General features: G+C 73.1%; 20 protein-coding genes and 1 pseudogene. 10 read left to right on the top strand and 11 right to left on the bottom strand.

All coding sequences use genetic code 11. The annotated features are described in order from the left end of the window. Positions 1-5: 5 nt before the first annotated feature. Positions 6-968: an NAD-dependent epimerase/dehydratase family protein gene (locus tag ACFZBD_RS03650; protein ID WP_391134687.1), complete on the bottom strand. Its 963-nt coding sequence runs from the start codon at positions 966-968 to the stop codon at positions 6-8. A 405-nt stretch (positions 969-1,373) separates the two neighbouring features. Further along, positions 1,374-1,871, bottom strand: coding sequence for a hypothetical protein (locus ACFZBD_RS03645; protein ID WP_391134684.1), 498 nt, complete (start codon positions 1,869-1,871; stop codon positions 1,374-1,376). Positions 1,872-2,524: 653 nt separating this feature from the next. Here ACFZBD_RS03645 and ACFZBD_RS03640 point away from each other — a divergent pair. Then, complete coding sequence (locus tag ACFZBD_RS03640; RefSeq protein ID WP_391134681.1) at positions 2,525-4,195, top strand: trehalose-6-phosphate synthase; 1,671 nt, start codon at positions 2,525-2,527, stop codon at positions 4,193-4,195. 179 nt (positions 4,196-4,374) lie between these two features. Here ACFZBD_RS03640 and ACFZBD_RS03635 read toward each other — a convergent pair whose 3' ends face one another. Continuing rightward, entirely contained in the window at positions 4,375-6,849 is a 2,475-nt protein-coding gene (locus tag ACFZBD_RS03635; RefSeq protein ID WP_391134678.1) for a polysaccharide lyase family 8 super-sandwich domain-containing protein, read from the bottom strand. 414 nt (positions 6,850-7,263) lie between these two features. On the opposite strand from ACFZBD_RS03635, the gene ACFZBD_RS03630 reads away from it, so the two are divergent. The 5 genes and pseudogenes from ACFZBD_RS03630 (at position 7,264) to ACFZBD_RS03610 (ending at position 11,368) form a co-directional block, all read left to right on the top strand. Further along, complete coding sequence (locus tag ACFZBD_RS03630) at positions 7,264-7,878, top strand: RICIN domain-containing protein (RefSeq protein ID WP_391134675.1); 615 nt, start codon at positions 7,264-7,266, stop codon at positions 7,876-7,878. 152 nt (positions 7,879-8,030) lie between these two features. After that, positions 8,031-8,825 (top strand): DeoR family transcriptional regulator, encoded by a 795-nt coding sequence (locus ACFZBD_RS03625; protein WP_391134672.1) that lies wholly within the window; start codon positions 8,031-8,033, stop codon positions 8,823-8,825. A 50-nt stretch (positions 8,826-8,875) separates the two neighbouring features. Beyond that, positions 8,876-9,340 (top strand): annotated as a pseudogene (locus ACFZBD_RS03620) (histidine kinase); the annotation flags it as partial. Further along, positions 9,340-9,576: an RICIN domain-containing protein gene (locus tag ACFZBD_RS03615; RefSeq protein ID WP_391134669.1), complete on the top strand. Its 237-nt coding sequence runs from the start codon at positions 9,340-9,342 to the stop codon at positions 9,574-9,576. The pseudogene ACFZBD_RS03620 and the gene ACFZBD_RS03615, both read left to right, overlap by 1 nt. Before the next feature lie 238 nt (positions 9,577-9,814). Then, entirely contained in the window at positions 9,815-11,368 is a 1,554-nt protein-coding gene (locus tag ACFZBD_RS03610) for an alkaline phosphatase family protein (protein WP_391134666.1), read from the top strand. 122 nt (positions 11,369-11,490) lie between these two features. Here ACFZBD_RS03610 and ACFZBD_RS03605 read toward each other — a convergent pair whose 3' ends face one another. From ACFZBD_RS03605 to ACFZBD_RS03585, 5 genes are all read right to left on the bottom strand, one after another. Beyond that, positions 11,491-13,455 carry an ABC transporter permease gene (locus tag ACFZBD_RS03605; RefSeq protein WP_391134663.1) on the bottom strand — a complete coding sequence of 655 codons (1,965 nt, stop codon included), beginning with the start codon at positions 13,453-13,455 and terminating at the stop codon, positions 11,491-11,493. 324 nt (positions 13,456-13,779) lie between these two features. Beyond that, positions 13,780-14,601: a molybdate ABC transporter substrate-binding protein gene (modA, locus tag ACFZBD_RS03600; protein ID WP_391134660.1), complete on the bottom strand. Its 822-nt coding sequence runs from the start codon at positions 14,599-14,601 to the stop codon at positions 13,780-13,782. 97 nt (positions 14,602-14,698) lie between these two features. Further along, positions 14,699-15,094 (bottom strand): TOBE domain-containing protein, encoded by a 396-nt coding sequence (locus ACFZBD_RS03595; protein ID WP_391134657.1) that lies wholly within the window; start codon positions 15,092-15,094, stop codon positions 14,699-14,701. A 237-nt stretch (positions 15,095-15,331) separates the two neighbouring features. Beyond that, positions 15,332-15,790 (bottom strand): SRPBCC family protein, encoded by a 459-nt coding sequence (locus ACFZBD_RS03590; protein ID WP_391134655.1) that lies wholly within the window; start codon positions 15,788-15,790, stop codon positions 15,332-15,334. A 92-nt stretch (positions 15,791-15,882) separates the two neighbouring features. Beyond that, positions 15,883-16,608, bottom strand: a complete 726-nt coding sequence (locus ACFZBD_RS03585) for a hypothetical protein (protein ID WP_391134652.1) — start codon at positions 16,606-16,608, stop codon at positions 15,883-15,885. A gap of 343 nt (positions 16,609-16,951) precedes the next feature. On the opposite strand from ACFZBD_RS03585, the gene ACFZBD_RS03580 reads away from it, so the two are divergent. Together ACFZBD_RS03580 and ACFZBD_RS03575 are read left to right on the top strand one after the other, a co-directional pair. Further along, positions 16,952-18,205 carry a cation:proton antiporter gene (locus tag ACFZBD_RS03580; protein ID WP_391134649.1) on the top strand — a complete coding sequence of 418 codons (1,254 nt, stop codon included), beginning with the start codon at positions 16,952-16,954 and terminating at the stop codon, positions 18,203-18,205. Positions 18,206-18,329: 124 nt separating this feature from the next. Next, positions 18,330-18,551 carry a hypothetical protein gene (locus ACFZBD_RS03575; RefSeq protein ID WP_391134646.1) on the top strand — a complete coding sequence of 74 codons (222 nt, stop codon included), beginning with the start codon at positions 18,330-18,332 and terminating at the stop codon, positions 18,549-18,551. A 98-nt stretch (positions 18,552-18,649) separates the two neighbouring features. Here the strand turns inward: ACFZBD_RS03575 and ACFZBD_RS03570 are convergent, their stop codons facing one another. Together ACFZBD_RS03570 and ACFZBD_RS03565 are read right to left on the bottom strand one after the other, a co-directional pair. Then, positions 18,650-19,477 carry an endonuclease gene (locus ACFZBD_RS03570; protein ID WP_391134643.1) on the bottom strand — a complete coding sequence of 276 codons (828 nt, stop codon included), beginning with the start codon at positions 19,475-19,477 and terminating at the stop codon, positions 18,650-18,652. A gap of 251 nt (positions 19,478-19,728) precedes the next feature. Then, positions 19,729-20,319: a snapalysin family zinc-dependent metalloprotease gene (locus ACFZBD_RS03565; RefSeq protein ID WP_391134640.1), complete on the bottom strand. Its 591-nt coding sequence runs from the start codon at positions 20,317-20,319 to the stop codon at positions 19,729-19,731. Between the two features lie 430 nt (positions 20,320-20,749). On the opposite strand from ACFZBD_RS03565, the gene ACFZBD_RS03560 reads away from it, so the two are divergent. After that, entirely contained in the window at positions 20,750-22,120 is a 1,371-nt protein-coding gene (locus ACFZBD_RS03560) for a diacylglycerol kinase family protein (RefSeq protein ID WP_391134637.1), read from the top strand. Positions 22,121-22,418: 298 nt separating this feature from the next. Continuing rightward, the gene (locus tag ACFZBD_RS03555; protein WP_391134634.1) at positions 22,419-25,832 is read left to right on the top strand and encodes a hypothetical protein; all 3,414 of its coding nucleotides are present in this window, start codon (positions 22,419-22,421) and stop codon (positions 25,830-25,832) included. A 73-nt stretch (positions 25,833-25,905) separates the two neighbouring features. Here the strand turns inward: ACFZBD_RS03555 and ACFZBD_RS03550 are convergent, their stop codons facing one another. Next, positions 25,906-26,598: a methyltransferase domain-containing protein gene (locus ACFZBD_RS03550; protein ID WP_391134631.1), complete on the bottom strand. Its 693-nt coding sequence runs from the start codon at positions 26,596-26,598 to the stop codon at positions 25,906-25,908. Positions 26,599-26,614 lie beyond the last annotated feature (16 nt).

Here is a 26,614-nt window from a genome sequence, read left to right as displayed (position 1 = left end):
CGGGGTCAGTCGTCCTGATGGGCGCGGAACCAGTCGATGGTGCGCCGCAGCCCCTCCTCGGCCTGGACCGTGGGCTCCCACTGGAGCTTGTCCCGGGCCAGCGTGATGTCCGGACAGCGGACGGCGGGGTCGTCGGTCGGCCGCTCGATGAACCGCACTTCCGAGCGGGAGCCGGTGAGTTCGACGATCCAGCGGGCCAGGTCCAGCATGGTGATCTCGGCCGGGTTGCCGAGGTTGACCGGGCCGCGCATACCGTGGGCGGCGGCCGCGAGGATGCCCCGGACGGTGTCGTCGACGTAGCAGAGCGACCGGGTCTGGAGCCCGTCGCCGGTGACGGTCAGCGGTGCGTCGGCCAGCGCCTGTCGTACGAAGGTGGGCACGGCGCGCCCGTCGTACCCCCGCATCCGGGGGCCGTAGGTGTTGAAGAGCCGCACGATGGCCGTGTCGGTGCCGTGCTCCGCCGCCTCCGCCGTGGTGAGCGCCTCTCCGAAGCGCTTGGCCTCGTCGTACACGCTGCGCGGCCCGACCGGATTCACATGGCCCCAGTACCGCTCGTTCTGCGGGTGCTCCTGCGGATCGCCGTACACCTCGGACGTCGAGGCGAGCACGAACCGCGCCTCCGAGGCGCGGGCGAGGGCCAGGGCGTTCCGCGTGCCCAGGCTGCCGACCTCCAGCGTGTGCAGGGGGAGGCGGAGATAGTCCGCGGGGGAGGCGGGCGAGGCGAAGTGGAGGACGAGATCAGGGGGCCGGTCGACGGCGAAGGGTTCGGAGACGTTCGCCGCCACGAGGGTGAAGCCGGGCCGGTCCATGAGGGGGGCTATGTTCGAGCGGCGGCCGGTGCTGAAGTCGTCGACGCAGGTCACCGCCGACCCCGCGTCGAGCAGGGCGGCGCACAGGTGCGATCCGACGAAACCGGCGCCGCCCGTGACGACCGCGTGCTGCCAACGCGAGGCGGATGCAGGCGACATGGGTGATCTCCTCCGACGGGTGGGGAAGGACGGGTCGTGGCGCCGCTGGGTCGCCGGCGTCCTCCCCGCCCCCTGAGGCGGGGCGATGTCAGACCGGCCGGCGCGGAGCTTCAGAGTGCGTCACGGCGGTGCGGGCTGCCAGGCGAAACCGCCTGTCCGGGTGGTCTCCGACGGTGCGCGGGAACCGGCACCGAGGGGTCGTACGGGTGTGCAGAGACATGGAGTGAGCGGGGGGCGCTCGCCTCCGGCACCGCACGTACCCCGGCCGGCAGCCGCTACGCGGCGGAGTCGCCCGATGACGCCCGTATGGCGGCACAGGTCACCGACGGTCTCGCGCGGCGGGCCGACGCACGGGGCGCCGGCGCGTCGTGCATCGACCCCCGCCCGCCTGCCGCCCGGGGCCGGTCAGCCCGTCGTACAGCCGGCGGCGTTCTCGGCCTCGGTCAGTGCCTTGGTCAGCGCCGTCAGATCGGGTGCGATGCGCGCCTGGGCGGCGGGACCGGTGGCGTCGGGGGCGAGGCGGGCCACGGACGCGCTTAGCCTGTCGTACGCCGTGCGCAGACCGTCGACGCGTACATCCGTCCCCTCGGCGGCCTCCTCGACGTCGTTCATCGACTCGGCCAGGTCGGACCGTACGTCCTCGATGTCCTCGACGGTGTCGGAAGGCTCCAGGGCGGCCATCTCCGAGGCGTCGGACCTGAGGTCGTCAAGGCTCTCGCAGACCGCCTGGGCGGCGTCGTCGGCGACCCCTGTGTCATTGCCGCCGCTGGGACCGGCACCGTCGTCGGAGCAGCCGGCCAGGGCCAGCAGCGCCGCGGCGGCGACAGCGGTCAGCGGACCGCGCCGGGCGGCCGGGCGTCCGCGCCCACTGTCGCCGACGGCGCGCGTGAGGTGCGGGGGCATGGTCGGCCACCTCCTCCGGATCCTCGGGAAGCGGTCGGCGGCTACCCGGGCACGGCCGGGATACTCGGGGGCTCTCTTGACGGCCCCATCCGTGCCCGTCCTGAGCGCGGTCAGGAAAAGAGGAACGCGAGAGCTCTCGGATGGTGAGAGAGCGCTCCTGTAGGGCTCGGGCGAACGGGTCGGAGGCATATTCCACCCGCCGCCCGCAGGGCCGTCCCCTCCCCTCATCTGGATCGCCCTTGTTTCCGCGTTGCGGGGGCCGCATTCCTGCCCACCCGGCGGGTGGTTCTCGGCCATGCTTTTCTCCGGCCGCGGCGATGCCCCGGGAGCGCCGTCAGAGGCCCATGGACGCCCGGCCGCGCCGTCGCGGTGGCCGCGGGGCGGAGGGCCGCCTCAGGGGAGCCCATCGGGAAGGGGAGCCTCTTTCGCTTCGGCCCCTCTGCTCTCACCCGTTTCCCCTGACACAAGAGCACCGGTGGGGGAAAGGAATATGCCGCCACCGTGCATGAATTCGAGCAATAAGCCAGCCTGTTGGACATTTTCGAGAACCACCGGGGCACCACCGATCTGAAGGCGATCGTCGACTTCCGGAACTATGCCCACCGTTTTCCTGGTGTGCCTGGACCGAGTGATCTCCCGAAAGAGGGCTCCGGATGGAAGAGCTGCACAAGAACGGGCTGCGCGGCAACGGGCCGCACCGGAACGGGCTGCACCGGAACGGGCCGCGCGAGGAGGGGGCGCCGGGAAGCGAGTCGTCGGCAAACGGGTCGCCGGGAAACGCGTCGCGGGGAAACGAGTCGCAGGGAAGCGGGTCGCCGGGGCACGGAACGCCGTCGGCCGGAGCCGGGCTCGTCGTCGTCGCCAATCGGCTTCCGGTGAGCCTGGAGCGGGGCGCGGACGGCGCCGAACGGTGGCGGCGCAGCCCCGGCGGTCTCGTAAGCGCGCTCGAGCCGTTCCTCCGCGCACAGCAGGGGGCGTGGGTCGGCTGGCCCGGGGTCGGCGGGACCTCCCGGGGATCCTGGCAGGACGGCGAACTGCTCCTGCACCCGGTGGACTTGACCGCGGAAGAGGTCGACCAGTTCTACGAGGGCTTCTCCAACGCCACCCTGTGGCCGCTGTACCACGACGTCGTCGTGCCGCCGGAGTACCACCGCCGCTGGTGGGAGGCGTACGTCCAGGTCAACCGGAAGTTCGCGGTGGCCGCCGCCCAGGTCAGCGGGCACGGGGCGACGGTCTGGATCCAGGACTACCAGCTCCAGCTCGTCCCCGCGATGCTGCGCGACCTCCGTCCCGACCTGCGGATCGGGTTCTTCCTGCACATCCCGTTTCCGCCGGTCGAGCTGTTCATGCGGCTTCCTTGGCGCACCGAGATCGTCCAGGGACTCCTCGGCGCCGACCTCATCGGCTTCCACCGCCCGATCGGGGCACGGAACTTCCAGTGGCTCGCCCGGACGCTTGCCGAGGCGGAGACCGCACGGCCCGTGTCGGCCGTCGACGACGAGCCCGGCCTGCTGACGGTCGGCGACCGCACGGTCGGGGTGGGGGCCTTCCCGATCTCCATCGACGCGGCCGAACTCGACCGGCTGGCCCGCAGGCCCGACATCGAGCGCCGCGCCCGGCGGATCCGCGCCGACCTCGGCAACCCCCAGAAGGTCGTGCTCGGAGTCGACCGGCTCGACTACACCAAGGGCATCGACGTCCGGCTGCGCGCCCTGCACGAGCTGCTCGCCGAGGGCCGGATCTCCGCCAGGGACACCACCATGGTGCAGATCGCCACCCCCAGCCGCGAGCGCGTCGAGCACTACATCCGGATGCGCGAGGACATCGAACGCGCCGTGGGCCGCATGAACGGCGAGTTCGGCCGGGTCGGACACCCCGCCGTGCACTACTTCCACACCTCGGTCGACCGCGAGGAGCTCGCCGCCTTCTACCGCGCGGCCGACGTCATGCTCGTCACCCCGCTGCGCGACGGGATGAACCTCGTGTGCAAGGAGTACGTCGCCTGCCGCCACGACCTCGGCGGCGCGCTGGTCCTCAGCGAGTTCGCGGGCGCCGCCGCCGAACTCACCGACGCGCTCCAGGTCAACCCGTACCACCTGGAGGAGGTCAAGGCGCAGCTCGCCCGCGCCCTGGAGATCACCCCGGAGGAGGCGCGGCGCCGGATGAGCGCCCTGCGCAGCCAGGTCCTCACCCACGACGTGAGCCACTGGGCCCGCTCGTTCCTGACCGCCCTGCGCGGCGGCACGGCGGGCGTCCCTCCGTCGGGCGCCGACACCGCGGTGGGCGAGCCGGTCGGCGCCGCCGGGCATGCCGTACCGCTCTGACGCCGCCGCGCCGGCAGGTGAGGCCTCCGCCGCCCGTGCGGCCCCGGGAAGGTCGCCGTCCCGGTCGCGGGGCGGCGACCCGTCGTCGCGTAGGGGAGTACGGCGCACCCGGACGAGACCTGAACCGCGCGCCCGGCGCCCGCGCTCCCGCGGCCCGGGCTCGCAAGTGTCCGCGCGTATCAGCCCAGGCGGACCACCGCACGGTGCACCCCCGCGAGGGTGCCCGGAGTGACGCGCAGCCTGAGGCTCGGACCGGTGGCCTGGACCGCGACCGTGGGGTCCTTCGACAGGACGGCCGGGACCGGCCGGTTCCAGGTCAGGTCCACGGCCGCTCCGTCCCGCAGGGGGCCGGAGACGCAGACGGTGGCGGTGGTGCCCGTCTCGCGGATCAGCACCGAGGCGGGCGCGCCGGCCGTCACGGCTCCGACCGTGCCGCCGAGCCAGAAGTTGATCCCGGTGAAGCCCAGGGACGGGACGCGTACGCCCTGCTGGTCGTTGCTGTTGGCGAGCACCTGGAGCCAGGCCGGGTCGGCCGCGCGGGCCGCGGTCGCCGCCGTGCTCGCGCCGGGCATCAGGACGTAGGAGTACGCGGCCCAGGTCGGGTCGGTGCCGTGGTCGAACCAGAGGGTGAGGTAGCGGCGGGTGACCGGATCGGTCACGGCCCCCCGGTTGATGTCCGACCAGGCGCCGGTGCGCGCCTCGCGCAGCGCCTTCAGCGGCGCGGCCGCGCCGCCCGGGAAGACGTACCCCGCGTGCCCGGCGAGGTGCGCCCACCGGGCGCCGGTGAGGGTGGCGCTCCAGCCGGGCGTGGTGGGCCGGGCCGCGCCGTCGACGGTGAAGGCGTGGACGCCGTTCGCGCCGAGGTTGCGGTTCTCGACCACCGACTCGACGCCGGTGCCGTCGCGGCCGTGGATCCCGGCGCCGAGACAGACGACCGCGTCGTCCAGGAAGAACCACGACTTCTTGGCGAGGAGGGTGGAGGCCAATCCCTTGAGGTACTGCCCCACGGCCGCGTACGTGCCGTCGGTGGCCCCGCCGACCCAGCGCACGTCCGGCCGGGCGACGCCCCACGCGCCGCCCTGGCCGTCGGTGAGGGGCTTGCGGGAGGCGGTGGTGCCGGGCAGCCGGTAGGGGTCGACCGTGGGCCAGAAGTCGTCGCTGTACTGGCCGTTGGCGAAGTCGCCGCCCCACCAGTACAGCATCCCGGAGCCGCTGTGCCAGGCCCTGAGGTTCTCGCCGTTGCCGTTCTCGTAGTACGTGATCCGCTTCGACGCCATGGACAGACCGGCCGCCCAGCCGGGGCGGCGGTGCACGGCCCGGTCCATGCCCGGGAAGAGGCGGTGCCCGACCGGCTCGGGGGTCGTCGGCGCCGTACCGCCGTCGACGGTCTTCAGACGGGCGAGGGCGGCGACCCCCAGGGCGGGACTGGTGAGGAGCGGGCTGTAACGGTCCCGCGCGATCCAGCCCTTGACCATGCCGTCCCAGCGGGCCTTCTCCGCCGCGGACGCGCTCCCTGCGAGCAGGGCCACGCACGCGATGATCGCGTGGCCGCGCAGATGGTCGTCCTGACGGACGCCCCGGGCGTCCGCCTTCTGTACGCCCCGGCTGATCGCACGGCCCGAGACGGCGTCCATGGCGAGGCCGTTGAAGAGGAACGGCGCGTACGCCTTCTCGACCGAGTCGAAGACGACCTGCCGGCCGCTGTCCGTGACCTCCCACGCCGAGCCCTTGAGGAGGGCGAACAGCATCGAGAGGCCGCCGAGCATGACGGCGCCGTACGAGCCGGCGTACGGGACGTAGAGGTGCTGGACGAAGCTTCCGTCGGCGTAGAGCCCGTCTCCCGAGGAGACGTACGGGAAGACCGGCGACAGCGCGTCGCGCGCGAGGGCGAGCTTCGCCGGGGCCCTGCCGACGACACCGCGCAGCGCGAGGACCCGGCACAGGTCGACCCGGTTGGCGCCGGTGGAGGTGCCGGTGTAGGCCGCGACCGCGCTGTCGGGGACGAAGTGGTCGACCGCGGCGGTGTGTTCGGCGATACGGGACGCCCCAAGGTGCTCGTACAGCAGCACGTCGATGTCGAACAGGGCCTGGGGGATGCCGATCTGCCAGTTGTACCAGTTGCCGTAGCGGGCCCGGCCCGCGTGGAAGGCCTGGTCGTGGAGGTGGTCGAGCCCGCGGAGGACGTCCGCGCGCAGGCCGGCGTCGCCGGTGAGGCCGGTGCCGGGCTGGGCGTACGCCTCGGCCAGGGTCCGCAGCCGGTTGAAGCCGGTGTTGAGGTTCCCGGAGTACGTGTACGACTCGGCGTCCGTGTCCGGCTCCGGGTCGAGGTAGGGCAGGTCGGGCCAGAGCGAGCCGTTCGCCGGGGACATGGTGGAGCGCAGGGCGCGGGCGGTCTCGCCGAGCGCGGCGAGCTTCGAGGCGAACGGTTCGGCGGCGGGGTCGAGGTCCGTGCCGAGGAGGAGGTCCCGCCAGGCGAGGCGGAGGGTGTCGTACGCGTCGGCCGCGGGGGCGGCCGCGGCGGAGGCGGACACCGCGAACGGCGCGACGGCCGCGGCGCCCAACGCCGCGCGGAGCAGGGTGCGTCGGGACGGCGATGCGGCGGTGACGGCGGCGGGGAGAGCGGCCGGAAGAGCGGCGGGGAGGGGTGGGCGCATGGCGAGGGGCCCCCGGGAGGTGGGGTGGCGGTGCGGGAGGAACGCCCGCTAGTAAGCGGTTTCTCTCATGAGGGCCGACGCGGAGTCAATGAGTCGTCCGCATGTGGGTCTTCCCATGTTCCCCCGGTGCCCCTCCCCGTGTCCCTCCTCGTGCTCCGCCCCGCCCTCGCTCCGGGCCGCGTGCCCGCTTTCCCCTCCGTCGTGAGGCGGGGTGGCGGCGGGCGGGCGGTCCCAGCGGCTGTCGTCGTACGGCGGCGTCGGCAGCCCGGTCGGTCCCGGCCGGCAGAGGAACAGCCGGCCGGCGTCCGGTTCCGGTGGGCCGTCCGGAGCGGCTCGTTCCGTGCCGCGGCGCGGCCTGGCCGTGGTGATCATCAGGACGTCCAGCTCCGGGCCCGCGAAGGCGCAGCCGGAGACGTGGGCGGCGGCGACCTCCACGACGCCGACCGGAAGTGGCTGCTCTCCACCACCGGTGAGGGGCACTACACCTGCAACAGCGCCACCGGCACCCTCCTCGACGTCAGCGGCCAGTCCACGGGCGACGGAGCGGCCGTCGGCGTCTACCGCCCCACGACCGGATCCAACCAGTCCTGGACCTTCCGCTCGGTGGCGGCCGACAGCTGCACGCCCCTGCGCATGCGCCACAGCGGCAAGTGCCTGGACGTGACCGGCGCTTCCCCGGCGGACGGCGCCCAGGTGGTGCAGTACGGCTGCGGGGGAGCGACCCACCAGCAGTGGTCCATGCGCCCGACGGGCGATGGTTACGTCACCATCGTCGCCCGCCACAGCGGCAAGTGCCTCGACGTCACCAACGCCTCCACCGAGGACGAGGCGATCGCCTTCCAGTACGCCTGCAACGGCGGCCCCAACCAGGAGTGGTCGGCGCACAAGTCCTCCGACGGATTCGTCACCCTGCTGGCCCGCCACAGCGGAAAGTGCCTGGATGTGAGCGGTGTCTCCACGGCGGACGGCGCGGAGGTCGTCCAGTACGCCTCCGGCACGGCGGCCAACCAGCAGCTCACCACCTCCTGAACGGAGGCGTCTCCGGGGGCCGGTGAGGCCCTCCGGATCAGGCCGTTTCCCACGGGCGGGAATGTATTCTGTTCGAATGTGATGACTTCGGTGGACCTCGCGTCGACCGGTTCCCACACACCACGCACGGACGAGACGGGGACGGGGAGCGGATGCTGGCACCGCAGCGGCGAGCGCTGATCCTCGACCTCGTGCGCCGCGAGGGGGCGGTCCGGGTGGCCCACCTCGTCGATCAGCTCGGGGTCTCCGACATGACCGTCCGGCGGGACCTGGACGCGCTGGCCCGGGCCGGCTCCCTGGAGAAGGTGCACGGCGGAGCCGTCGCCACCTCCGCCACCACCTCCGAGGAACCCGGCTTCGAGGCCAAGGCCAAGCTCGAGTCGACGGCCAAGACCGCGGTCGCCACGGCGGCCGCGGAGCTGGTCAAGCCCGGCAGCGTCGTTGCCATCTCCGGCGGTACGACCTCCTACGCCGTGGCCTCCCGGCTCCGCGACACCCCCGGCCTCACCGTCGTCACCAACTCCCTCCCCGTCGCCGAGCTGCTCCGCGGCTACGCCCAGGAGCCCGGCGCGTCCGCCCCCGCGGTGCTCCTGACCGGCGGAGCCCCCACGCGGTCGGCCTCGCTGGTCGGCCCCCTGGCCGACCAGGCGATCCGCTCTCTGCAGGTGGACCTGCTGATCATCGGCGCCCACGGCGTGTCCGAGCGGGCCGGCGTCACCTCCCCGAACCTCGCCGAGGCGCAGACCAACCGCGCGCTGATCGCCTCCGCGACGCGGGTCGCCGTGGTCGCGGACCACAGCAAGTGGGGCGTGGTGGGGCTGAGCCGCTTCGCCACGCTCTCGGAGATCGACTACTTCGTCTCGGACGACGCGCTGGACGAGGACGCCCGGACGGTGCTGGGTCACGAGGTCGGCCGGCTGATCCTGGCCCACACCACCCACGCCTGACGCCCCCACCACTGCCCCCGCCCGCCGCTGTCCCTAGGCCCCGCGCCCCCGGTCCCGCCGCGATGACCCGGATATACGAACACCACGACGCGGTCCTGCGCGCCGTCCGCGAGGGCGTGCTCATCACCGGGCGGGACCGCCGGCTGCTGCTCGGCAACGACGAGGCGCGCCGCCTGCTCGACCTGCCGGCGGACGCCGAAGGCCGCCGCGTCACCGACCTCGGTCTGGATCCCTCCCTCACCTCTCTCCTGACCTCTGAGCGGATCGCGACCGACGAGGTGCACCCGGCGGTCGATCGCCTGCTCGCCCTCGACAAACGCCTCACCCCTCCCCTCGGAGGCCGGCACGGCAGCGTGGTCACCCTGCGGGACACCACCGAGCTGCGCGCGCTCTCGGGCCGGGCCGAGGTGGCGCGCGAGCGGCTGCGGCTCCTCTACGACGCCGGTGTGCGCATCGGGACCGCCCTGGACGTCGTACGGACCGCAGAGGAACCGGCGGCGGCAAGTGCCTGGAGGTGAGCGGCGCGTCCACCGCGGACGGTGCCCTCGTCGTCCAGAAGACCTGCGGCAGCGCGAAGAACCAGCACTGGAAGATCGAGGCGAGCGGCGACGCCGGCCACGTCCAGCTCGCCGCCCGGCACAGCGGCAAGTGCCTGGACGTCGCGAACTACTCGTACGCCGACGGCGCCGAGCTCGACCAGTGGACCTGCAACGGCGGGCAGAACCAGCAGTGGGAGCGCACCCTCGTCTGACGGGACCGATCCTCGGGAACGCCCCTCCACCCCCGCGGTGGAGGGGCGTTCCGCCGTGCGCGCCGCGAAAAACCCCAACATCACTACACGGTAACGGGTCTGAACCAGCTGTCGTGTGCTGTTCATCCATGAGGGGTTCCGCGTGCATCTGTTGATCCCCGCCCGGGCCCAGGCTCGTCAACGCCCGGCCAGACGGCCGGGCACCTCATGCCCCCACAGGTCTTCCCAGGGAGATTCCGTGCACCTGTCCCGTTCCCTTCGGGCCGCCCTCGCGGTCACCGTCGCGGCCGCCGTCCTGCCGCTCGCCGCCGCCGCCCACGCCGCGGGCCCCGTCGCCGGCAAGGGCGCCCCCGCCGCCGGCCAGAAGAAGGTACGGCCCTCCGGCGCCCCCGCCACCACCGCCGCCAAGCAGCCCAAGTCGCTGGTCATCGGCGTCGACGGCGCCACCTTCGCCACGTTCGACAAGGCGAGGATGCCCCGCGTCAAGGGCCTCATGACGGGCGGCATGACCGCCACCAGCAACCTCTACGCCCACCCGATGGCCCCCACCTCCTCCGGCCCCGGCTGGTCGTCCATCGCCACCGGCGCCTGGCCGGACAAGCACAAGGTGGTCGACAACACCTTCGCCGGCGCCCGCTACGACCTGTACCCCGACTACGCCACCCGCCTGGAGAGCTCCGACCCGGCGCTCGACACCCTGGTCGTCGGCACCTGGAGCCCGATCCGCGACACCGTCTTCGGCCCCGCCGTCGACACCCGCCTCGGCGGCGTCAACGACGCCGACACCACCGCGACCGCCGTCTCCAAGCTCACCACCACCGACGCGGACGCCACCTTCGTCCACCTCGACGAGGTCGACGGCGCCGGCCACTCCCACGGCACCGAGCACCAGGCCTACCGGGACGCCCTCAACGTCGCCGACGGCCAGATCGGCCGGATCCTCGACGCCGTCACCTCCCGCCCCGGCTACGCCGACGAGGACTGGCAGATCATCGTCACCGCCGACCACGGCCACAAGCCCGGCGGCAACCACGGCGGCAACACCCCCGGCGAGCGGCAGACCTTCGTCATCGCCAAGGGCACCGGCTTCACCCCGGGTTCGGTCCGCCACGACGTCAAGATCACCGACATCGCCCCCACCGTCCTCGCCCACTTCGGCATCGCCGCCGACCCGGCCTGGCAGCTCGACGGCCGGCCGATCGCCGCCCTGACCCCCGACGCCTTCGACACCCTGCGCCCCACCCTGAACACGCGCGTCGACGAACTCGGCCTGCCCTCCACCCTCAAGGGCTGGAAGACCACCCCGCCCGCCGGCTGGTCCGTCGACAACTCCGCCCTGCCCACCGGCGGCGTGACCGAGTGGCGCGGCTGGTCCTTCGCGACCGACGAGTTCTGGAGCAACACCGACCTGGGCCAGAGCCGCGAGACCAACGTCCGCGCCCGGAACGTCTTCGCCGTCGCCGACTCCGACGAGTGGGACGACAAGGCGCACGGCGCCGGACAGTTCGACTCCACCCTCGTCAGCCCCGCCTTCCCGGTGACCGGCGGCGCGTCCGCGACCGTCTCGTACGCGACGAACTACAAGATCGACGGCCCGCAGACCGGGGACACGTACATCTCCTTCGACGGCGGAGCCCCCCAGCTGCTGAAGTCCTACCGAGCCGACCGCAACGCCTTCGAGAAGCTCACCGTCGCCGTCCCGGCCGACGCCACCAGCGCCCGGCTGCGCTTCCGCTACACCGGCACCAACAGCGCGTTCTGGACGGTCGACCAGGTCACCGTCACGCACTGACCCGGCACACCGGACCGGACACCGGGAGCGGACCGCGGCCGCTCCCGGCACCGGCACGACCCGACACGCTCACGGGCCCGCGAGGCCCGCCGGGCGCGCGGTGTCTCCCGGGTCCTGGCGGTTCACAGCGCGACCACCGTCACCTCGGTCGCCTTCACGCTCGTCCACACCGACGTCCCGTCGGCCAGGGCGAGTTCGGCCGCCGCCTCGGGCGTGATCTCGGCGACGAGGTCGGGGGAGCGGTCCGAGGTGACGAGGACCCGCAGCCGGCTGCCCGAGGCGGTGATCTCCCGGACCGTGCCGGGCCAGACGTTACGGGGGCTGCCGGCGGGCTTGTCGCGGTGGAGGGAGACGGCCTCGGGAGCGATGATCGCGAGGGCCTCCGTCCCGGCCGGAAGGGAGTCCGCGACCACCAGCCGGCCGCCGCCGGCGAGCCGCAGGCCGTCGTCCGTAGCCGTACCGGGCCAGGCGTTGCGGCCGAGCATGCGCGCCACCCAGGGAGAGCGGGGGTGCCGGGTGACCTCGGCCGGCGGGGCGTCCTGGAGGGGGCGGCCGTCGTCGAGGACGAGGACGCGGTCGGCGAGCGAGACCGCCTCCACCGGGTCGTGGGTGACGATCAGACAGACCCCGCCGAAGCCGTCGAGATGCCGGCGCAGGGTGTGCCGTACGTGCGCGCGGGTGGTCTGGTCGAGTGCGGCCAGGGGTTCGTCGAGGAGCAGCAGCCGGGGCCGGGCGGCGAGGGCGCGGGCGAGGGCGACGCGCTGTGCCTGTCCGCCGGAGAGCTGGGCCGGCTTGCGGCGCGCCAGGTGCCCGACGCCGAGCCGGTCGAGCCACTGCTGCGCCTCGCGACGCGCCTCCGCCCGGGCGACCCCGTGCGCGCGCAGGCCGTACGCGGTGTTGGCGAGCGCGGTCAGGTGGGGGAAGAGCGCGCCGTCCTGGGGGACCCAGGCGACGCCACGGCGGTGCGGCGGCCGTACGGTGACGTCCGTGTCGCCCAGGCGCACGGCCGCGTGGGCACGCGGGGTGAGGCCGAGGAGGGCGCGCAGGAGCGTGGTCTTGCCCGCGCCGTTGGCGCCGACCACCGCGATGGTGGTGCCCGGTTCGGCGTCCAGCGTCAGTTCGGTGAAGCCGGTGACCTCGGCGTGCAGGGGCCAGCGCTCCCGCGCCGTGACGGGCTCGGCAGGGACCGTCACGGGTACGGGCCCCGGCTCGTCCACGGCGGGCGGGGCGGGACGGGCCCGGTCGCTCGGCGTCCCGGTCCAGCGGCCGCGCAGCGCGATGAGGACGAGCAGGGCGATGGCGAGCAGCAGGAGCGAGACGGACGTCGCCGCCTCCGGCTCCTCCTGGAGCAGGAGGTAGACCTGGAGGGGCAGGGTCTGGGTGGTGCCGGGGAGGTTGCCGGCGAAGGTGATGGTGGCGCCGAACTCGCCCAGCGCCCGCGCCCAGGTGAGGGCGGCGCCGGCGATCAGCCCCGGGGCGACCATGGGCAGCGTCACCGTGAGGAACACCCGCAGGGGCGAGGCGCCCAGGGAGGCGGCGGTCTCCTCGTACCGCGGCCGGAGCCCGCCGAGCGCGCCTTCCAGGCTGATGACGAGGAACGGCATGGCGACGAACGTGGCGGCCAGGACCGCGCCCGAGGTGTGGAACGGCAGGGTGACGCCGAACGACTCCTCCAGCCACGGGCCGAGCAGGCCGCGTCGGCCGAACGCCAGGAGGAGCGCGACCCCGCCGACGGTGGGCGGCAGGACCATCGGAAGCAGCACCAGGGAACGGACGAACGCCTTGCCCGGGAACGGCACCCGGGCAAGCAGCCAGGCCAGCGGGACGCCGAGCAGCAGCGACAGGCCGAGGGCCCAGAGCGAGACGACGAGGGAGAGTCGCAGCGCCCGGGTCGTGCCGGGACTCGTCAGATGGGCACCCAGTTCGCCCCAGGACGTGCGGGCGAGGATCCCGACGAGCGGGAGCATGAGGAACGCGATGGCCAGCAGCGCGGGCACCGCCAGGGCGAGCGGCGCGCGGGCGCGCGGTGTCCGCGGGGCCCGGGGCTTCTCCGTCGGGGCCGGCGCGAGGGGGCTGGGGCGTGTCATCGGTGGTTCCCGGGCTCGGAGGGGGAGGGCTCGGCGGGGGAGGGAGTGGGAGAGGGGCAGGGGGAGGGGTGCGTGGCGCGGAGCCGTACGCGTGCCGCCGTTCGCGGGCACCCGTACGAGAGTGCCCGTACGAGAGTGCCCGTACGAGAGTGCCCGTACGGGCGCGGCGGGGAGCCGCAACGCACGCTGCCCGCAGGGAAGATCCCGTACACGCGCGGCGCGGAACCGCAACGCACGCTGCCCGCAGGGGAGATCCCGTACGCGTGCGGCGCACGGCCCCGCGGGGCTGCCCGGCCCCCCGGCCCGGGCAGCCCCGCGACACGGTTACGGCTGCTGGAAGCCGGCGTCCCGCAGGATCTTCTGGGCCTCAGGGGTGCCGAGCCAGGCGACGAAGGCGGCCGCGGCCGCGGAGTTCTTCGACGCCTTGAGCGTGGCGGCCGGGTATTCGGCGATCGCGTTCTGGTCGTCGGGGATGGCGACCGCGTCGACCTTGTCGGCCGACTTCTCGGCGTCGGTCTTGTAGACGAGACCGGCGTCGGCCTCGCCCAGCTCGACCTTGCTGAGCACGGCGCGGACGTTCGGCTCCTGCGAGACCGGCTTCACCGTGATCTTCTGGGCGTCGAGGATCTTCGCGCTGTAGCGCCCGGCGGGCACCTCGGGCGCGGCGAGGACGACCTTCAGCCCGCTGTCGCCGAGGTCCTTCAGCTCGTCGATCTTCTTCGGGTTGCCTTCGCCGGTGGCGATGACCAGACGGTTCTTGGCGATGACGGCCGGCGCGCCGGTGTCCGCCTTCAGGCCGTCCATCGTCTTGGTGTCGGCGGTGACCAGGGCGTCGGCGGGGGCGCCCTGCTTCACCTGGGCGGCCAGTTCCTGCGACCCGGCGAAGGAGAAGGTCACCGTGGTGCCGGGGTGCTTCTTCTCGTACGCGGCGCCCGCGGTCTTGAACACGTCGGTCAGGGACGCGGCGGCCAGCACCGTCAGGTCGGCCTCGGGGACGCCGGGGGCGGACGCGGTGGCCTTGCCGCCGGAGTCCTTGGTGCCGTCGCCGTCGCCGTCGCCGTCGCCGCAGGCGGCCAGCGGTACGAGGAGGGCGGCCGTCAGGACGGCGGCGGTGCGGCGTCTGGTGAAGCGGGATGCGAGAGACATCAGGCGGTTCTCCTGGGGACGACGGCCGGTGGGGCCGTCCGAGCGGATGGCGGTGAGCCGCGCCGGAGAGGTGGCGCCGCTGGTGTGCGTGAGGGGGTCAGGTGCGGTCGATGTGCACGCTGGTCGACTTCACGCGGGCGGTGGCCTGCATGCCGACTTCGATTCCCAGCTCCTCGACGGCCTCCCTGGTGAGGAGGGAGACCAGGCGGTGCGGACCGGCCTGGATCTCGACCTGCGCCGCCACGTCGCCGAGTTTGACGGCGGTGACGATGCCGGGGAACGCGTTGCGCGCCGAGGTGTAGGAGGCGTCGTCCTCACCGTGGCCGCCCTGGGCGACCTCGACGGAGAAGGCGGCCAGATCGCGGCCGTCGATCAGACGGCGGCCGCCTTCGTCGCGATGGGTGGCGACGCGGCCGGCGTCCGCCCAGCGGCGGGCCGTGTCGGGGCTGACGCCGAGCAGACGCGCGGCCTGTCCGATGGTGTAGGACTGCATGTGCGTCACCGTATGGCCCTTCGCCTCTCAGATGCAATTGATTCGTGGGTTCATAGCAGCAGATGCCAGATCGCATGGAGGAAAGGACGAGGCGAAGGCGTCAGGCGGTCGGTACGGGCGTCAGCCCGCGCCGCACGGAGATGGCACGGCGTTGAGACGGCACGGCGTGGTGGCGGCACGGCGTGGTGACGATGCGGCGGCGGGCACCGGGAGGCGCCGGTGGTCGCGGCGGAGGCGTCAGCGCGCCGGGATCGCCGCCTCGGCGGCCGCCTTGATCCGGCCGCCGAAGGCCGGTGCGTCCTTACGGGCGGCGGAGAGCGCCACCCCGACGAGGAGCTTGCCCAGCCCGTGGCCTTCGAGCACGTTGTGGATCCGGACCCGGGTCCCGCCGCCGGGCAGCGCCTCCAGGTCGTAACCGCCCTCGCGCGCGGTCACCAGGTTCTTCGACACCTCGGCCCAGCGGATCGTCGACGGCGCTTCGAGGGCGGTGATGCGGAACTCCCTGCCGGTCTTCATTCCGGCGTCCTTCACGGTGCTACGGAACACGGTGCCCACGGCGGTCGGGGCGTCGGGGGTCCGCTCGATCCGCAGGACCCGGGGGCTGAACTGCGGGTCGTTGCGCCCGTCGGCGAGATAGGCGAAGACCTCCTCGACGGGCCGGTCGACGTCCACCGACGCTTCGAACTGTCCTGACATGGGCCACTCCCTGTCGTTCGCCGGGGGCGAGGTCACGCGCAGTCAGCCGCGTACCCCCGGTCAATCGCGCGCAGTCAGCCGCGTACCCCCGGTCAATCGCGCGCCCGCAAGGCCTTGGTGAGCAGGACACCGGCCACGATGAGGAGCACGCCCAGCCACCACACGTTGTCGAAGATCAGGACGGCGATCCCGACGGGAATCAGCAACCCGGCGAGGGGCACGAGTATCCCGGTCAGGGACGGCCCCTTCTCCCCGGACCGGCCCGCCGCGCTCATCGCGTGCGCCCGCGCGACGTCCGGGTACCAGACGGTGAAGCGCAGCGCGATGATGATCGCCAGGACCTGGATGATCCAGCCCGTCCAGATGTTGTTGGAATTGCGGAGCACCAGGTCGCCGTAGCCGCCCGCGATGGCCGCGACCAGGAAGGCCAGGCCCCACACCCCGGTGATGAGGTAGTTCGTCCGCAGGAACGTCGGCGTGTGCCAGTAGGCCGGATCGACCTGCTCGCGTGCGTACTGGAGGGTGAACGGCATCCGGATCGCCATGGATCCGAAGGCGATCACGACGAGGGCGATGTTGGAAACCTCTCCGGCGTAGGTCTCCAGCCAGCGGCGGGTGCCGTCGCTCGCGAACCCGCCGATGACGGCGAGTACGGCGAAGAACACCAGGTCGGAGAGTTCCAGCAGCTTCCAGGACGTGCCCCGGTTGACGATCCGTCCGCCCACGATCAGCGCGATCGTCGCCACCAGGGCGAGAGCGACGGAGATCTCGAACCTGCCGGGACCGACCAACAGCGAAAAGATGATCCACGGCGCCATGCCGACAACCGGATTCTCGAGGATTCCGGCGGCACGGCCGCGGCCTTTGACGGGCGCCTCGGTCTTCACCCTTCCAGATTGCACGCCCCAGGGGGGCCGGTCCATTCGAGCGGCGACCCGGGGAGCGGGGCGGGCCGCGGTGCGGACGGCGGTGTGGGGAGCAGGGCGGGCCGCGGTGCGAACGGCGGCCCGGGGGAGCCGACCGCCGGGGGAGCCGACCGTACCGCCGGGAAGCGGGCCATCGGCCGGACGTGCCGACGTGCCCCTCGTCGGCGCGCTCGCACGTCCCGGCGGTACATCCGCTTTACGCTGCGTTTGTCCGAGGCCCCCTTCGAAAGCGCGGATGGTCTTGCTTGCCGTAACCGTCATCGCGGGCATCCTGTTCGCCTGGTGCGTCCTGTCGCACCGGCTCGCGCGATGGAGCATCACCGCGCCGATCGCCATGCTGGCGGCGGGCATCGCCCTCACCAGTGGCTCGAAACCGCCCCTCGTCTTCGACTTCGGCGACATGGCCGGCTTCGAGCACGCGGTGGAGGTCGTCCTCGCGCTCCTGCTCTTCGTCGACGCGACCGAGGTGCCCGCAGGGGTCATCCGGCGCGAGCGGAGCGTCGTCGCCCGGCTGCTCGGCGGGGCGCTGCCGCTCACCCTCGCCGCCGCCTTCCTGACCGCGCTCGCCTTCTTCCCCCACCAGCCCGGATGGGTGCTTGCGGCGCTGGCGACCGTCGTCGTCCCTCTCGATCTGGCGCCCACCGCGGCCGTGGTGCGCGACAAGCGGATCCCGGCGCGCCTGCGGGAGGTGCTGAACGTCGAGGGCGGTCTCAACGACGGCATCGTCTCCCCGGTGTTCCTGCTCTGCGTCGCCGCCGCCGTCGAGTCCCGCGCGGCGAGCGACGACTATGCCGAGGCCGTCCTCGACGCCATCGGAGCGGCGTCATGGGCGCTCCTGGCCGGAGTGCTCGTCGGCTACTCCTGCGGCTGGGTGCTGAGCCGCGCCTGGGCGAGGGGCTGGACGCAGTCCGCCGCGACCCGACTCGCGGTACTGAGCGTGCCCATCGCGGCCTACACCCTGTCCTCGGCCCTCGGCGGCAACGGCTTCGTCGCCTCCTTCGTGGCCGGGGTCTGCATCGCCCCCGCCATGCGGCGGCTCCCGGAGGACGCCGTGCGGATGACGGACGACCTGGTCACGCTGCTGACGCTCGCCCTCTGGTTCCTCTTCGGACAGATCGTCAACGACGAGTTCTGGGACGGCTTCCACCTCTCCGTCATCTTCTACGCCCTCCTCGCCGTCACGCTGGTGCGGATGGTGCCCGTGATGCTCGTCCTCATCGGCACGAACCTGTCCCTGCGGGAGAGGCTCTTCCTGGGGTGGATGGGACCCCGGGGCGTGACCTCGGTGGTCTTCGGCCTCCTCGCCACCCTCCAACTGCCTGCCACCAGTGGTGACTTCATCTCCCGGGTGATGGTGATCACCGTCATGGTGAGCATCGTGCTGCACGGCCTGAGCAGCGAACCCCTCGCCCGCCTCTACGGCCGCCGTCGCCCCGAGCCCCCCGAGCCACCCGGGCCCGAGGCGCTGGCGGCGCACGGTGCGAAGTGAGGCCCGAGGCGCCGGCGCCCCGCGGTGCGAACTGAGGTACGGGAACCACGGGGCCCCGTCGAACGTCGCACAAGGCAGGGCGATCGCCGCCGACGCGTGCACCACTCAGGGAAGAGAGCCGCCGATGCCGTCGAGAGAAGCCGCCACCTACGAGACCAGCCTTTCCGACGGCCGTCGGATGACGCTGTCCATGCCCTCGCTCGACGCGCCCTGGGCCGCCGGGGGAGTGGCCGGCCTGCGGCCCGTCCCCGCGCTGTACGAGGGACGGGGCGAGGAGGCGCACGAGCTGCCTCCCGTCCCGGACCTGCGGGCGTTGAACCTCGCGGTCCTGGGGATGGGCGCCTGAGCGAGGCGCGCGCGCCGGGCGCCGGCTGATCCGGTCCGCCCGGCCCGGGACACCGGCGCGCTCGGTGGAACGCGCCGGGCCCGGTCCGGGCCGCCGTGTCACTTCCAGATCTCGGTGACCCATTCGGGATGGTCGACGAAGGGGTTCCGGTTCTTCTGGATGGCGAAGATCTTGTCGTTGCGGGATTCCTCGAAGGCGTCCGGCGGGTCTTGGTCGTTCCACTGCCGGAGCACCGAGAGGCGGCCCATCGCCGGTGCGGAGCCGTTGTCGACCTGGTCGTTGGGCTCCAGGTCGGGGAAGCCTTCGCTGCCGTCGTAGCGGACGGCCATGTAGAGGATCATGCGGGCGACATCGCCCTTGACCGCGTCGCGCGGCTCGAACGAGTCACCGTCGGAGAGGCTGTCGGGGGCCTCGTCGACCGGGTCGCCCCCGTTGTCGAAGTCCAGGTTGCCCCGGGTGGCGTTGACGGAGACGTCCTCGGGCCGCAGGTGGTGGATGTCGGTGCCCGGGCCGGTGGCGGTGCCGAAGTCGCCGTGCGACTTGGCCCAGACGTGCTCACGGTTCCAGTCGTTCGCCTCGCCGCCGTTGGCGTCCTTGGCCTGGGAACGCCCGGAGTAGAGCAGTACGACGTTGTCCGCGTTCGCCGGATCCTCGTCGGTGGTCTTCAGCGCGTCCCAGACCTGGTCGTACGAGAGCTTGGTCTGCTCGCTGACGATCGTGTGGAGGGCGCTCTTCAGCTCGGGCCCGGTCTTGCCGAGGACGCCTTCGTAGTACGTGTCGTCCAGCGGCGCGGCCGCGGGGGCGGCGCTGTCGGGGGAGGGCTGGGCGCCGGAGGCGTAGGCCGCGGTGGACGCGACGACGGCGGCGGTCGCCGCGATGCTCAGGAGGGAACGCCGCCAGGGGCGCTGCCTGTGGTGAGCGGACATATGTGGGGGGTGTCCTCTCGCTGGGCGGGCACGTCGCCTCGTTCCGGCGGTCGGCAGGCCCGGACGCGGTGCCCTACGGACGGATGGTGGTAGGTGGTTCGAGCCCGAGCTTGGCATGTTCAAGCCACCGAGAAGTGGACACCCCGTACCCGTCCTGTGGCGACACCGTGGAGAGCGCGCGGAATGACGACAGGGCGCCCGATCGCGCGCTGAACCGCCCGACCGAACGCCCTGCCGTCCCCGCCCTCGCGCTAGGGGGCGTCCACCAGGACCCGGCCGTCGGTGGGAACGCGCGCGGCGGCGCCGGAGGCGTAGGCGGAGTTGACGCGGGCCCGCTCGGTGGCGTTCGGGACCGCGTTCGCGCAGCTCGTACCCGCGCTCGACCCCGACATCAACTGCGAGCACGGACCGGGCTTGGTGTCCGGCAGGCCGAGGCTGTGGCCGAGCTCGTGAGCGGCGATACGCGTCTTGTCGTACCCCTGGCTCACCGCCTGACTCCCCAGCTCCACCCGCACCTGCCGCCCCGGCCGCACAGGCCCGAGGTTCGCCTGGGGCCACCCGGTCGTGGCCACGATGACGATCTCGGCCCGGGTGCCGGGCGCGGCCTCGACCAGCTTGACGTTCCCGACGTTCGCGTTCCAGGAGGCGACCCCGGCCGCGATCGCCGCCTCCCAACCGCCGGCCCGGCTGTCGTCGTAACGAAGCGTCACCACAGCCGCCGCGCCCGACGGGGACGGAGCGGAGACGGGCGAGGGGGCGGTCGCGGCGCTCGCCGCCGTCGCGGTGGCGAGGACGACCACCGCGGCGGTGGTGCCCGCCTTGAGCCATGTACAGAGCGGCATTGCTGCTCCTTCACTCGTGGGGGACTCGGGTCCGTAGGGAACCGAGAGTGCGGGAGGAGTACAACTCCTCGGCTGGGTAGGCCGGTTGGCGTTCCTCCCGATCCCCGACGGTATGCCCTCACCCCCTCGACCCGCCATGCACCTGTCACGATTTCCGTCGTGCGGGGCGGAGAGTGCCGTCCTGACGGCACCGAGCCGGCGAACGCGCCGCCGGCCGGGAACCGCCGGAGTCCCACCCCGAAGGCTCAGCCCCGCGCCCGGGCTGGGCGCCCGGAACCGCCACCGAGTACGGAGTGGCCGCGGTCGGCTCCGGCTCGGAGGGCCGTCCGCTTCATCCTCCCGGCCCCGCCGGAGTGCCCCTCGGTCCCGCAGTACGCAGGCTGGTGCCTCGGGACCGGGCTCGCGGCCGGGCACGGCACGGAGAGGAACCATGGGCGGAACACACCTGACGGGCCCCGACGGGAGCGGCGCCGCACGGCTTCTCGCGCGTCTGGCCGTGCTCGCGGCGGTCGGTTCGCTGGTCGTGCTCGGGCTCGCCCTGGGCGAGGGCGGTCTCTTGGTCGTCGGAGCCGGCCTCCTCGGGCTGGCCCTCTGTGCCGTCGGCGCGTGGTGGTTCGTGGCGCACCGGGGCCTGGTGCGGCTGGCCGGGGCGGTCCTCACCGTGGGAGCACCCGTCGCCGTCCTGGTCCTGTTCGCGCACGACGGCCTGTGGCTGACGGCGCTGGTACTGCTCCTGTGCTGGGGCGCGGCGCTGGCCCTCGCCCGGGCGGCGCTGCGCAGGTCGCGTCCGCGGCGGTCGACGCCGGCGAGAGCCGCGCCCCGGCCACGGCGGCCGGTCCTGATCATGAACCCGAAGTCCGGGGGCGGCAAGGTCGGCCGCTTCCGGCTGGTGGAACGGGCGGAGGAGCTGGGCGCGCGGGTGATCCTGCTCGACCCGTCCGCCCCGGCCGATGTCGCCGAACTGGCCCGGGAGGCCGTGGCCGGGGGCGCGGACCTGCTCGGCGTCGCGGGCGGCGACGGCACGCAGGCGCTGGTCGCGGCGGTCGCGGCCGAGCACGGCCTGCCCTTCCTCGTGGTCTCCGCCGGCACCCGCAACCACTTCGCCATGGACCTGGGCCTCGACCGCTCCGACCCGTCCCGCTGTCTCGACGCGCTGACCGACGGCGAGGAGCTGCGGATCGACCTCGGTGACGTCGCCGGCCGGGCCTTCGTGAACACGGTGTCCTTCGGGGTGTACGCCGATGTCGTGCAGCGGCCGGAGTACCGCGACGACAAGGCGGGCACGGCACTGACCCTGATGCCGGACCTGCTGCTCGGGGAACGGGTGCGGCTCGACGCACAGGCCGACGGCACCGCCCTCTCGTCCCAGCAGGCCCTCCTCGTCAGCAACAACCCGTACGTCTCTCCCGACGCGCTGAGCGGGGGCGGCCGCCGTCCCCGGCTGGACGACGGCGTACTGGGAGTGCTCGGCATCCGGGTGGCGGACGCGGCACAGGCCGCCGACCTGGCCCTGCGGGGTTCACAGTCCCCGGCTCTGACCGTCCTGACCGCCCGCCGCGTCGAGGTGACCGCCGACGCGGAGGACATCCCCGTCGCGGTCGACGGCGAGGCCCTGCGCCTGCCCACCCCGGTGGTCTGCACGCTGCACCCGGGCGCCCTGCGGGTGCTGGTCCCGCGCGAACGCCCGGGCGTCGTCGTGCCCGCGCCGCCGGTGCGATGGCGACGCATCTTCGAGCTCGCCTTCACCCGCACGGAGCAGCCGACCGACGACCGGCCGACCGCCGAGCGAACGCGTCCGTGAACCGGTGACCGCCGACACGCCCTGATGGCCTTCCGAACGCCGCCGCCATAGGACGGGCCGCTTCGCCGCGGCCGCCGGCCCCGCGGCGCTGCTCCGGCTGCAGGATCCCGCGGCCACGAGCCGAGGGCTGTGGCGCCGCATCCTTGCAGGGGCGAGGGTCCTGAACCGGTTCGAAAATTGGCGCTGATGGAGTGATCACGCTGTTACGCTCCTTACGCCCGCGCCGGGGGGTTCGAGCGGGCCGGACAGCAGCAGCACAGGCCCGGGGATACCGCCGGGAAAACGGGGAGGGAACCACGTGGTTCGTCATGCCCTCGCGCGGAGGGCTTCCATCGCCGCGCTCGGACTCGTCATCGGATCGGGAACGCTGATACCGCTCGCGTCACCGGCCGCGGCCGACGAGCCGGGAGCGTCGCAGGAGCTGGTGATCCCGGCCGCCGTCAAGAAGACGCCCGGTTGGGAGCGGGTGTACCGCTACGGGCAGGCGGAAGAGGGGGACTCCGACAGTGTCGGAGCCGAGGGGGTCTTCCTCAGCGAGAACGGTCCGCATCCGGTGTGGACGCGCTACCAGGACGGCAAGACCTTCGAGGTCCCCGGTCTCGGCGACGCCCCCGGTCTGGGCCGCGGGACCGGGACCGACGCCCTCGCCTACGTGGCGGCGGACCGGGTCGAACTGCGCCACGCCGACGGCGCCGTGGACACCCTGACCCTGACGGCGGGGCTGAAGGAGCCGAACGTCTACGGGCTGCGCGCCGTCGCCGACGACCCGGCCACCGGTCGCACCCACATCCTGTCCGCCAAGGCCGGCGGCGGCACCGCCGACGTCACCGTCGAGGAACCGGAGGGCACCGACCTCGGAGCCGCTGTCGCGGGCGACGGGTCCTCACTGGTGCTCCGGGGCGCCGCCTCGGGCGGCAAGCGGCGCTACACCCTGGTCGACGCCGCGACCGGCAAGGCCGAGGGCTCCCTGCCGGTCGTGCCCGAGGGCTACACACAGGCCAAGCTCTCGCCCACCCACGTCCTCCTCTTCGGCGACCACAAGAACGAGACCGTCTTCGTCGCCTCCCGTACGAACCCCTCCGCCCCGCTCGTCACGGTGCCGTTCGTCGCCATCGGCTCGACGCTGTCCCTCGTCGGCGACTGGATCGTGCACGCCCCGTACGACAGGATCGAGGCCGTCCCGATCAAGGGGGGCGACCCGGTCGACATCTTCACCGGTCAGACCCGGGGCCTCGCCTCCGGCACCGACGGCACCGCCGTCACCGTCGGCGGCCCCAGCACCGCCGACTGGGCGGTGCGGCGCATCGCGCCGGGTGCCGACGGCAAGCCGGTGGTCACGACGGTCAAGAAGATCCCCGGCACGACCGTTCCGGTGGAGCGCCTCGCGCTCGCCCAGGGGCAGTTGGCGGTCGTCGACCACAGCGACGACAACTCGTCGTACACCCGGGCGTGGAGCCGCGAGCTCAGCACGAGCGGCGCCCTCGCCTACGGCGAGCGGTCCACCGAGAGCCTCATGGCGGACCAGTGCCCGGCGGGCGACCAGGCGTGCACCGAATATTGGCCCACGGGCGACGGCCGCTTCCTGACGCACATCGGCGGCAGCGACGGCTACGTCGTCGTCCAGGGCTGGGAGAAGGGCGGATTCCTCTCCGCCCACGCGCGCGGCGACTCCCGTGTCCGCGACCTGAGCGGGCCGTACCTGGTGATGGACGTCACCACGCGCTCGGGTACCGAGCAGCGCGTCCTGCTGCTGGCGCAGGACGACGAGAAGACGCAGGTGCTCGAGGAACGCGCCCCCGTCGCGTCCGCCCTGTGGGGTTCCTGGCTGTGGAGCGCCGACGCCGAGAAGGGCGCCGTGACCGCGAAGGACCTGAAGACCGGAAAGACGGTCGAGACCCTGAACACCGGTGCCGCGTGCGTGCCGCAGGAGCTCCAGGCCGCCGGACGCTGGCTCTACTGGTCCTGCGGCGCGGGCGGTCCCGCCGGCGTCTACGACCGTACGGCGAAGAAGTCCCAGGCCGTCCCGTCCGACGAGGCCCTGCTCGGTGACGGCTACGTCGTCACCCACGACAAGGCCGCAGGCAAGCTCGTCCTCACCGGCACCGACGCCTCCAAGCCGGCCGTCAGCCGTGTCGTCGGCGACCTGCCCGACACCGGCACCTCCCAGCGCCGGGTCCGCTGGTCCGTCGACAGGTTCGGTGGGCACCTCGCCTACGCGGACGCCGAGGAGCGGATCCACGTCGTCCCCAGCGGCATCGCACCGCAGCCGCTGACCGTCCTCACCCGTGAGGACGCCCCGCTCGTACGGGCCCGCGACACCGCGAACCCGACCGTCCTCACGGCGGTGACCCCGTCCCGGCCCGTCGGCGCCTGGACCCTGACGGCCCGCCACCTCCGCACCGGCAAGGTCAGCGAGCTGGCCGCCGGCACCGACGGCCGTTGGCTGAACCTGACGTGGGACGGCACGGACAAGGCCGGAACGCTGCTGCCCAACGGTGAGTACGCCTGGACGCTGACCGCACGGCCCGACGGCGCCGCGGGCGCCGAGCTGAAGCTGACCGGCAGCACCGTCCTGCGCGGCGGCACCTCCCCCGCGAACAGCTCCTTCACGAGCCTGCCGCCCCAGCGCGTGCTCGACACCCGCTCCGGCACCGGTGCCGCGCAGGGCAAGGTGGGCCCGAAGGGCACGATCACCGTCGACGTCTCGGACGTCCCGGGCGTGGACGTGTACACCACCACGTCCGTGGCGCTGCACGTCACCGCGACCAACGCGACGGCGGCCACGTTCGTCTCCGCGTACGCGGACGGCACTCCCCGCTCCTCCGCGTCGAACCTCAACGTGCCCGCCGGGAAGACCGTCTCCAACCTGGTGATCGTCCCGGTCGAGCACGGCAAGGCGACCTTCTACAACCACGCGGGTACGGTCGACCTCATCGCCGACATCGCCGGTGCCCACACGCTGTGGGACGACGCGGGCTCCCTGTATCAGCCGATGACCCCCTGGCGTGCCCTCGACACCCGCGTCGGCCTCGGCGCTCCCCGGGCCACGGTGAAGGGCGGCTCCCGGGCACACCTGTCCCTGCGGGGCACCGCCGCGGGCGGCGCCGACGTGACGGCCGTCGTCCTCAACGTGACGGCGACCAACGTGACGGGCAGCACCTTCGTCGCGGCCCTGCCGACCGACGCGCCGGTGGTCGGCTCACATCTCAACCCGAGTGCGGGCGAGACCCGTTCGAACCTGGTGGTCGTGCCCGTCAAGAACGGCGGCGTCGACCTGTACAACCACGCCGGCGCGGTCGATCTGATCGCCGATGTGGCCGGCTACTACACCGGTGCGCACGTGGGGTCGCTCTACAAGCCGCTGGCACCGGCCCGGCTCATGGACACCCGCGTCGGCGTCGGCGTCACCAAGGCGAAGGTGGGGCCGGGCCGGACGGTCACCCTGACCGTCGCCGGCAAGGACGGGTTCCCCGCCACCGGCGCCACCGCCGTCGTGCTCAACGTGACGGCGACCAACACCACGGCGAGCACGTACGTCACGGCCTACCCGTACGGCACCACCCGTACCAGCGCGTCGAACCTGAACGTGCCGGCCGGGGCGACCGTCTCCAACCTCGCCGTCGTCCCCGTCAAGGACGGCAAGGTCACCTTCTACAACCACGGCGGGTCGGCGGACCTGATCGCGGACGTGCAGGGCTTCTACGCCGAGTGACGGCGCGGAAACAGAGCGAGGGCCACCCGGGAGTTCCCGGGTGGCCTTCGCCGTATTCGCGGTGGCCCCACGCTCACGTCGCCTGCGGGCGCCGGGCGGCATACAGCCGGTAGGAGACGTGGTTGTCCGGCTCCGGGCAGTCGATCGCCGTGACCGCCTCCATGCTGAAGCCGTGCTGGACCAAGAGGCCCTCCCACAGGTGCGGGGTGAGGACCCACATGTTCACGGGGTGGTCTTCGGTGGTACCTGGCAGCCGCAGGATCTCGGGGCGCGGCATCAACTCGGTCGACGGCCCGATGCCGTCCGAGTTGGTGTGCAGCGCCGAGAAGAGGAGCCGGCCGCCCGGTCTCATGCCGTTGGCCAGGACGGGCAGCAGCCGGTCGGGGTTCAGGTACGGCATGGAGCCGACGGAGTAGACCAGGTCGTAAGGATCGGCGTCGCGCAGGAAGGCCACGGCGTCGGCGCACACCAGGTGCAGACCCGGAGTGTCCGGGTAGCGGGCGAGGGCGCGTCGGTGCTGGGTGGGAGACGCGTCCACGGCGGTGACGTCGGCGCCCCGGGCGGCGAGGTAAGCGGCGTGTCGGCCAAGGCCGCTGCCGAGGTCGAGGACGCGCAGCCCGTTCACGTCACCGAGGGCTTCGATACCGGGACCGATGTCGAGGAGGCCCCAGTCCCACCGGTCCAGCTCGGGCAGCTCCAGCCCTCGGGCCAGTTGGTGGGCGCCGTAGACGTTCCAGGCCTCGAAGGTGTCCGATTCGGTGGTCACCGAGTACTCCATCCGG

This window comes from Streptomyces sp. NPDC008121, from assembly GCF_042957155.1.
In the GTDB taxonomy this organism is placed as follows: Bacteria; Actinomycetota; Actinomycetes; order Streptomycetales; family Streptomycetaceae; genus Streptomyces.
This window is presented reverse-complemented; position numbering and strand designations above follow the sequence as displayed.

Bases quoted from the DNA above. Each gene is read 5' to 3' on its own strand.
- ACFZBD_RS03575 (WP_391134646.1), top strand. From the start codon at position 18,330: ATGCCGTCGAGAGAAGCCGCCACCTACGAGACCAGCCTTTCCGACGGC.
- modA (WP_391134660.1), bottom strand. From the start codon at position 14,601: ATGTCTCTCGCATCCCGCTTCACCAGACGCCGCACCGCCGCCGTCCTG.
- ACFZBD_RS03650 (WP_391134687.1), bottom strand. From the start codon at position 968: ATGTCGCCTGCATCCGCCTCGCGTTGGCAGCACGCGGTCGTCACGGGC.
- ACFZBD_RS03590 (WP_391134655.1), bottom strand. From the start codon at position 15,790: ATGTCAGGACAGTTCGAAGCGTCGGTGGACGTCGACCGGCCCGTCGAG.
- ACFZBD_RS03560 (WP_391134637.1), top strand. From the start codon at position 20,750: ATGGGCGGAACACACCTGACGGGCCCCGACGGGAGCGGCGCCGCACGG.
- ACFZBD_RS03625 (WP_391134672.1), top strand. From the start codon at position 8,031: ATGCTGGCACCGCAGCGGCGAGCGCTGATCCTCGACCTCGTGCGCCGC.
- ACFZBD_RS03570 (WP_391134643.1), bottom strand. From the start codon at position 19,477: ATGTCCGCTCACCACAGGCAGCGCCCCTGGCGGCGTTCCCTCCTGAGC.
- ACFZBD_RS03605 (WP_391134663.1), bottom strand. From the start codon at position 13,455: ATGACACGCCCCAGCCCCCTCGCGCCGGCCCCGACGGAGAAGCCCCGG.
- ACFZBD_RS03585 (WP_391134652.1), bottom strand. From the start codon at position 16,608: ATGGCGCCGTGGATCATCTTTTCGCTGTTGGTCGGTCCCGGCAGGTTC.
- ACFZBD_RS03640 (WP_391134681.1), top strand. From the start codon at position 2,525: ATGGAAGAGCTGCACAAGAACGGGCTGCGCGGCAACGGGCCGCACCGG.
- ACFZBD_RS03595 (WP_391134657.1), bottom strand. From the start codon at position 15,094: ATGCAGTCCTACACCATCGGACAGGCCGCGCGTCTGCTCGGCGTCAGC.
- ACFZBD_RS03645 (WP_391134684.1), bottom strand. From the start codon at position 1,871: ATGCCCCCGCACCTCACGCGCGCCGTCGGCGACAGTGGGCGCGGACGC.
- ACFZBD_RS03580 (WP_391134649.1), top strand. From the start codon at position 16,952: ATGGTCTTGCTTGCCGTAACCGTCATCGCGGGCATCCTGTTCGCCTGG.
- ACFZBD_RS03565 (WP_391134640.1), bottom strand. From the start codon at position 20,319: ATGCCGCTCTGTACATGGCTCAAGGCGGGCACCACCGCCGCGGTGGTC.
- ACFZBD_RS03635 (WP_391134678.1), bottom strand. From the start codon at position 6,849: ATGCGCCCACCCCTCCCCGCCGCTCTTCCGGCCGCTCTCCCCGCCGCC.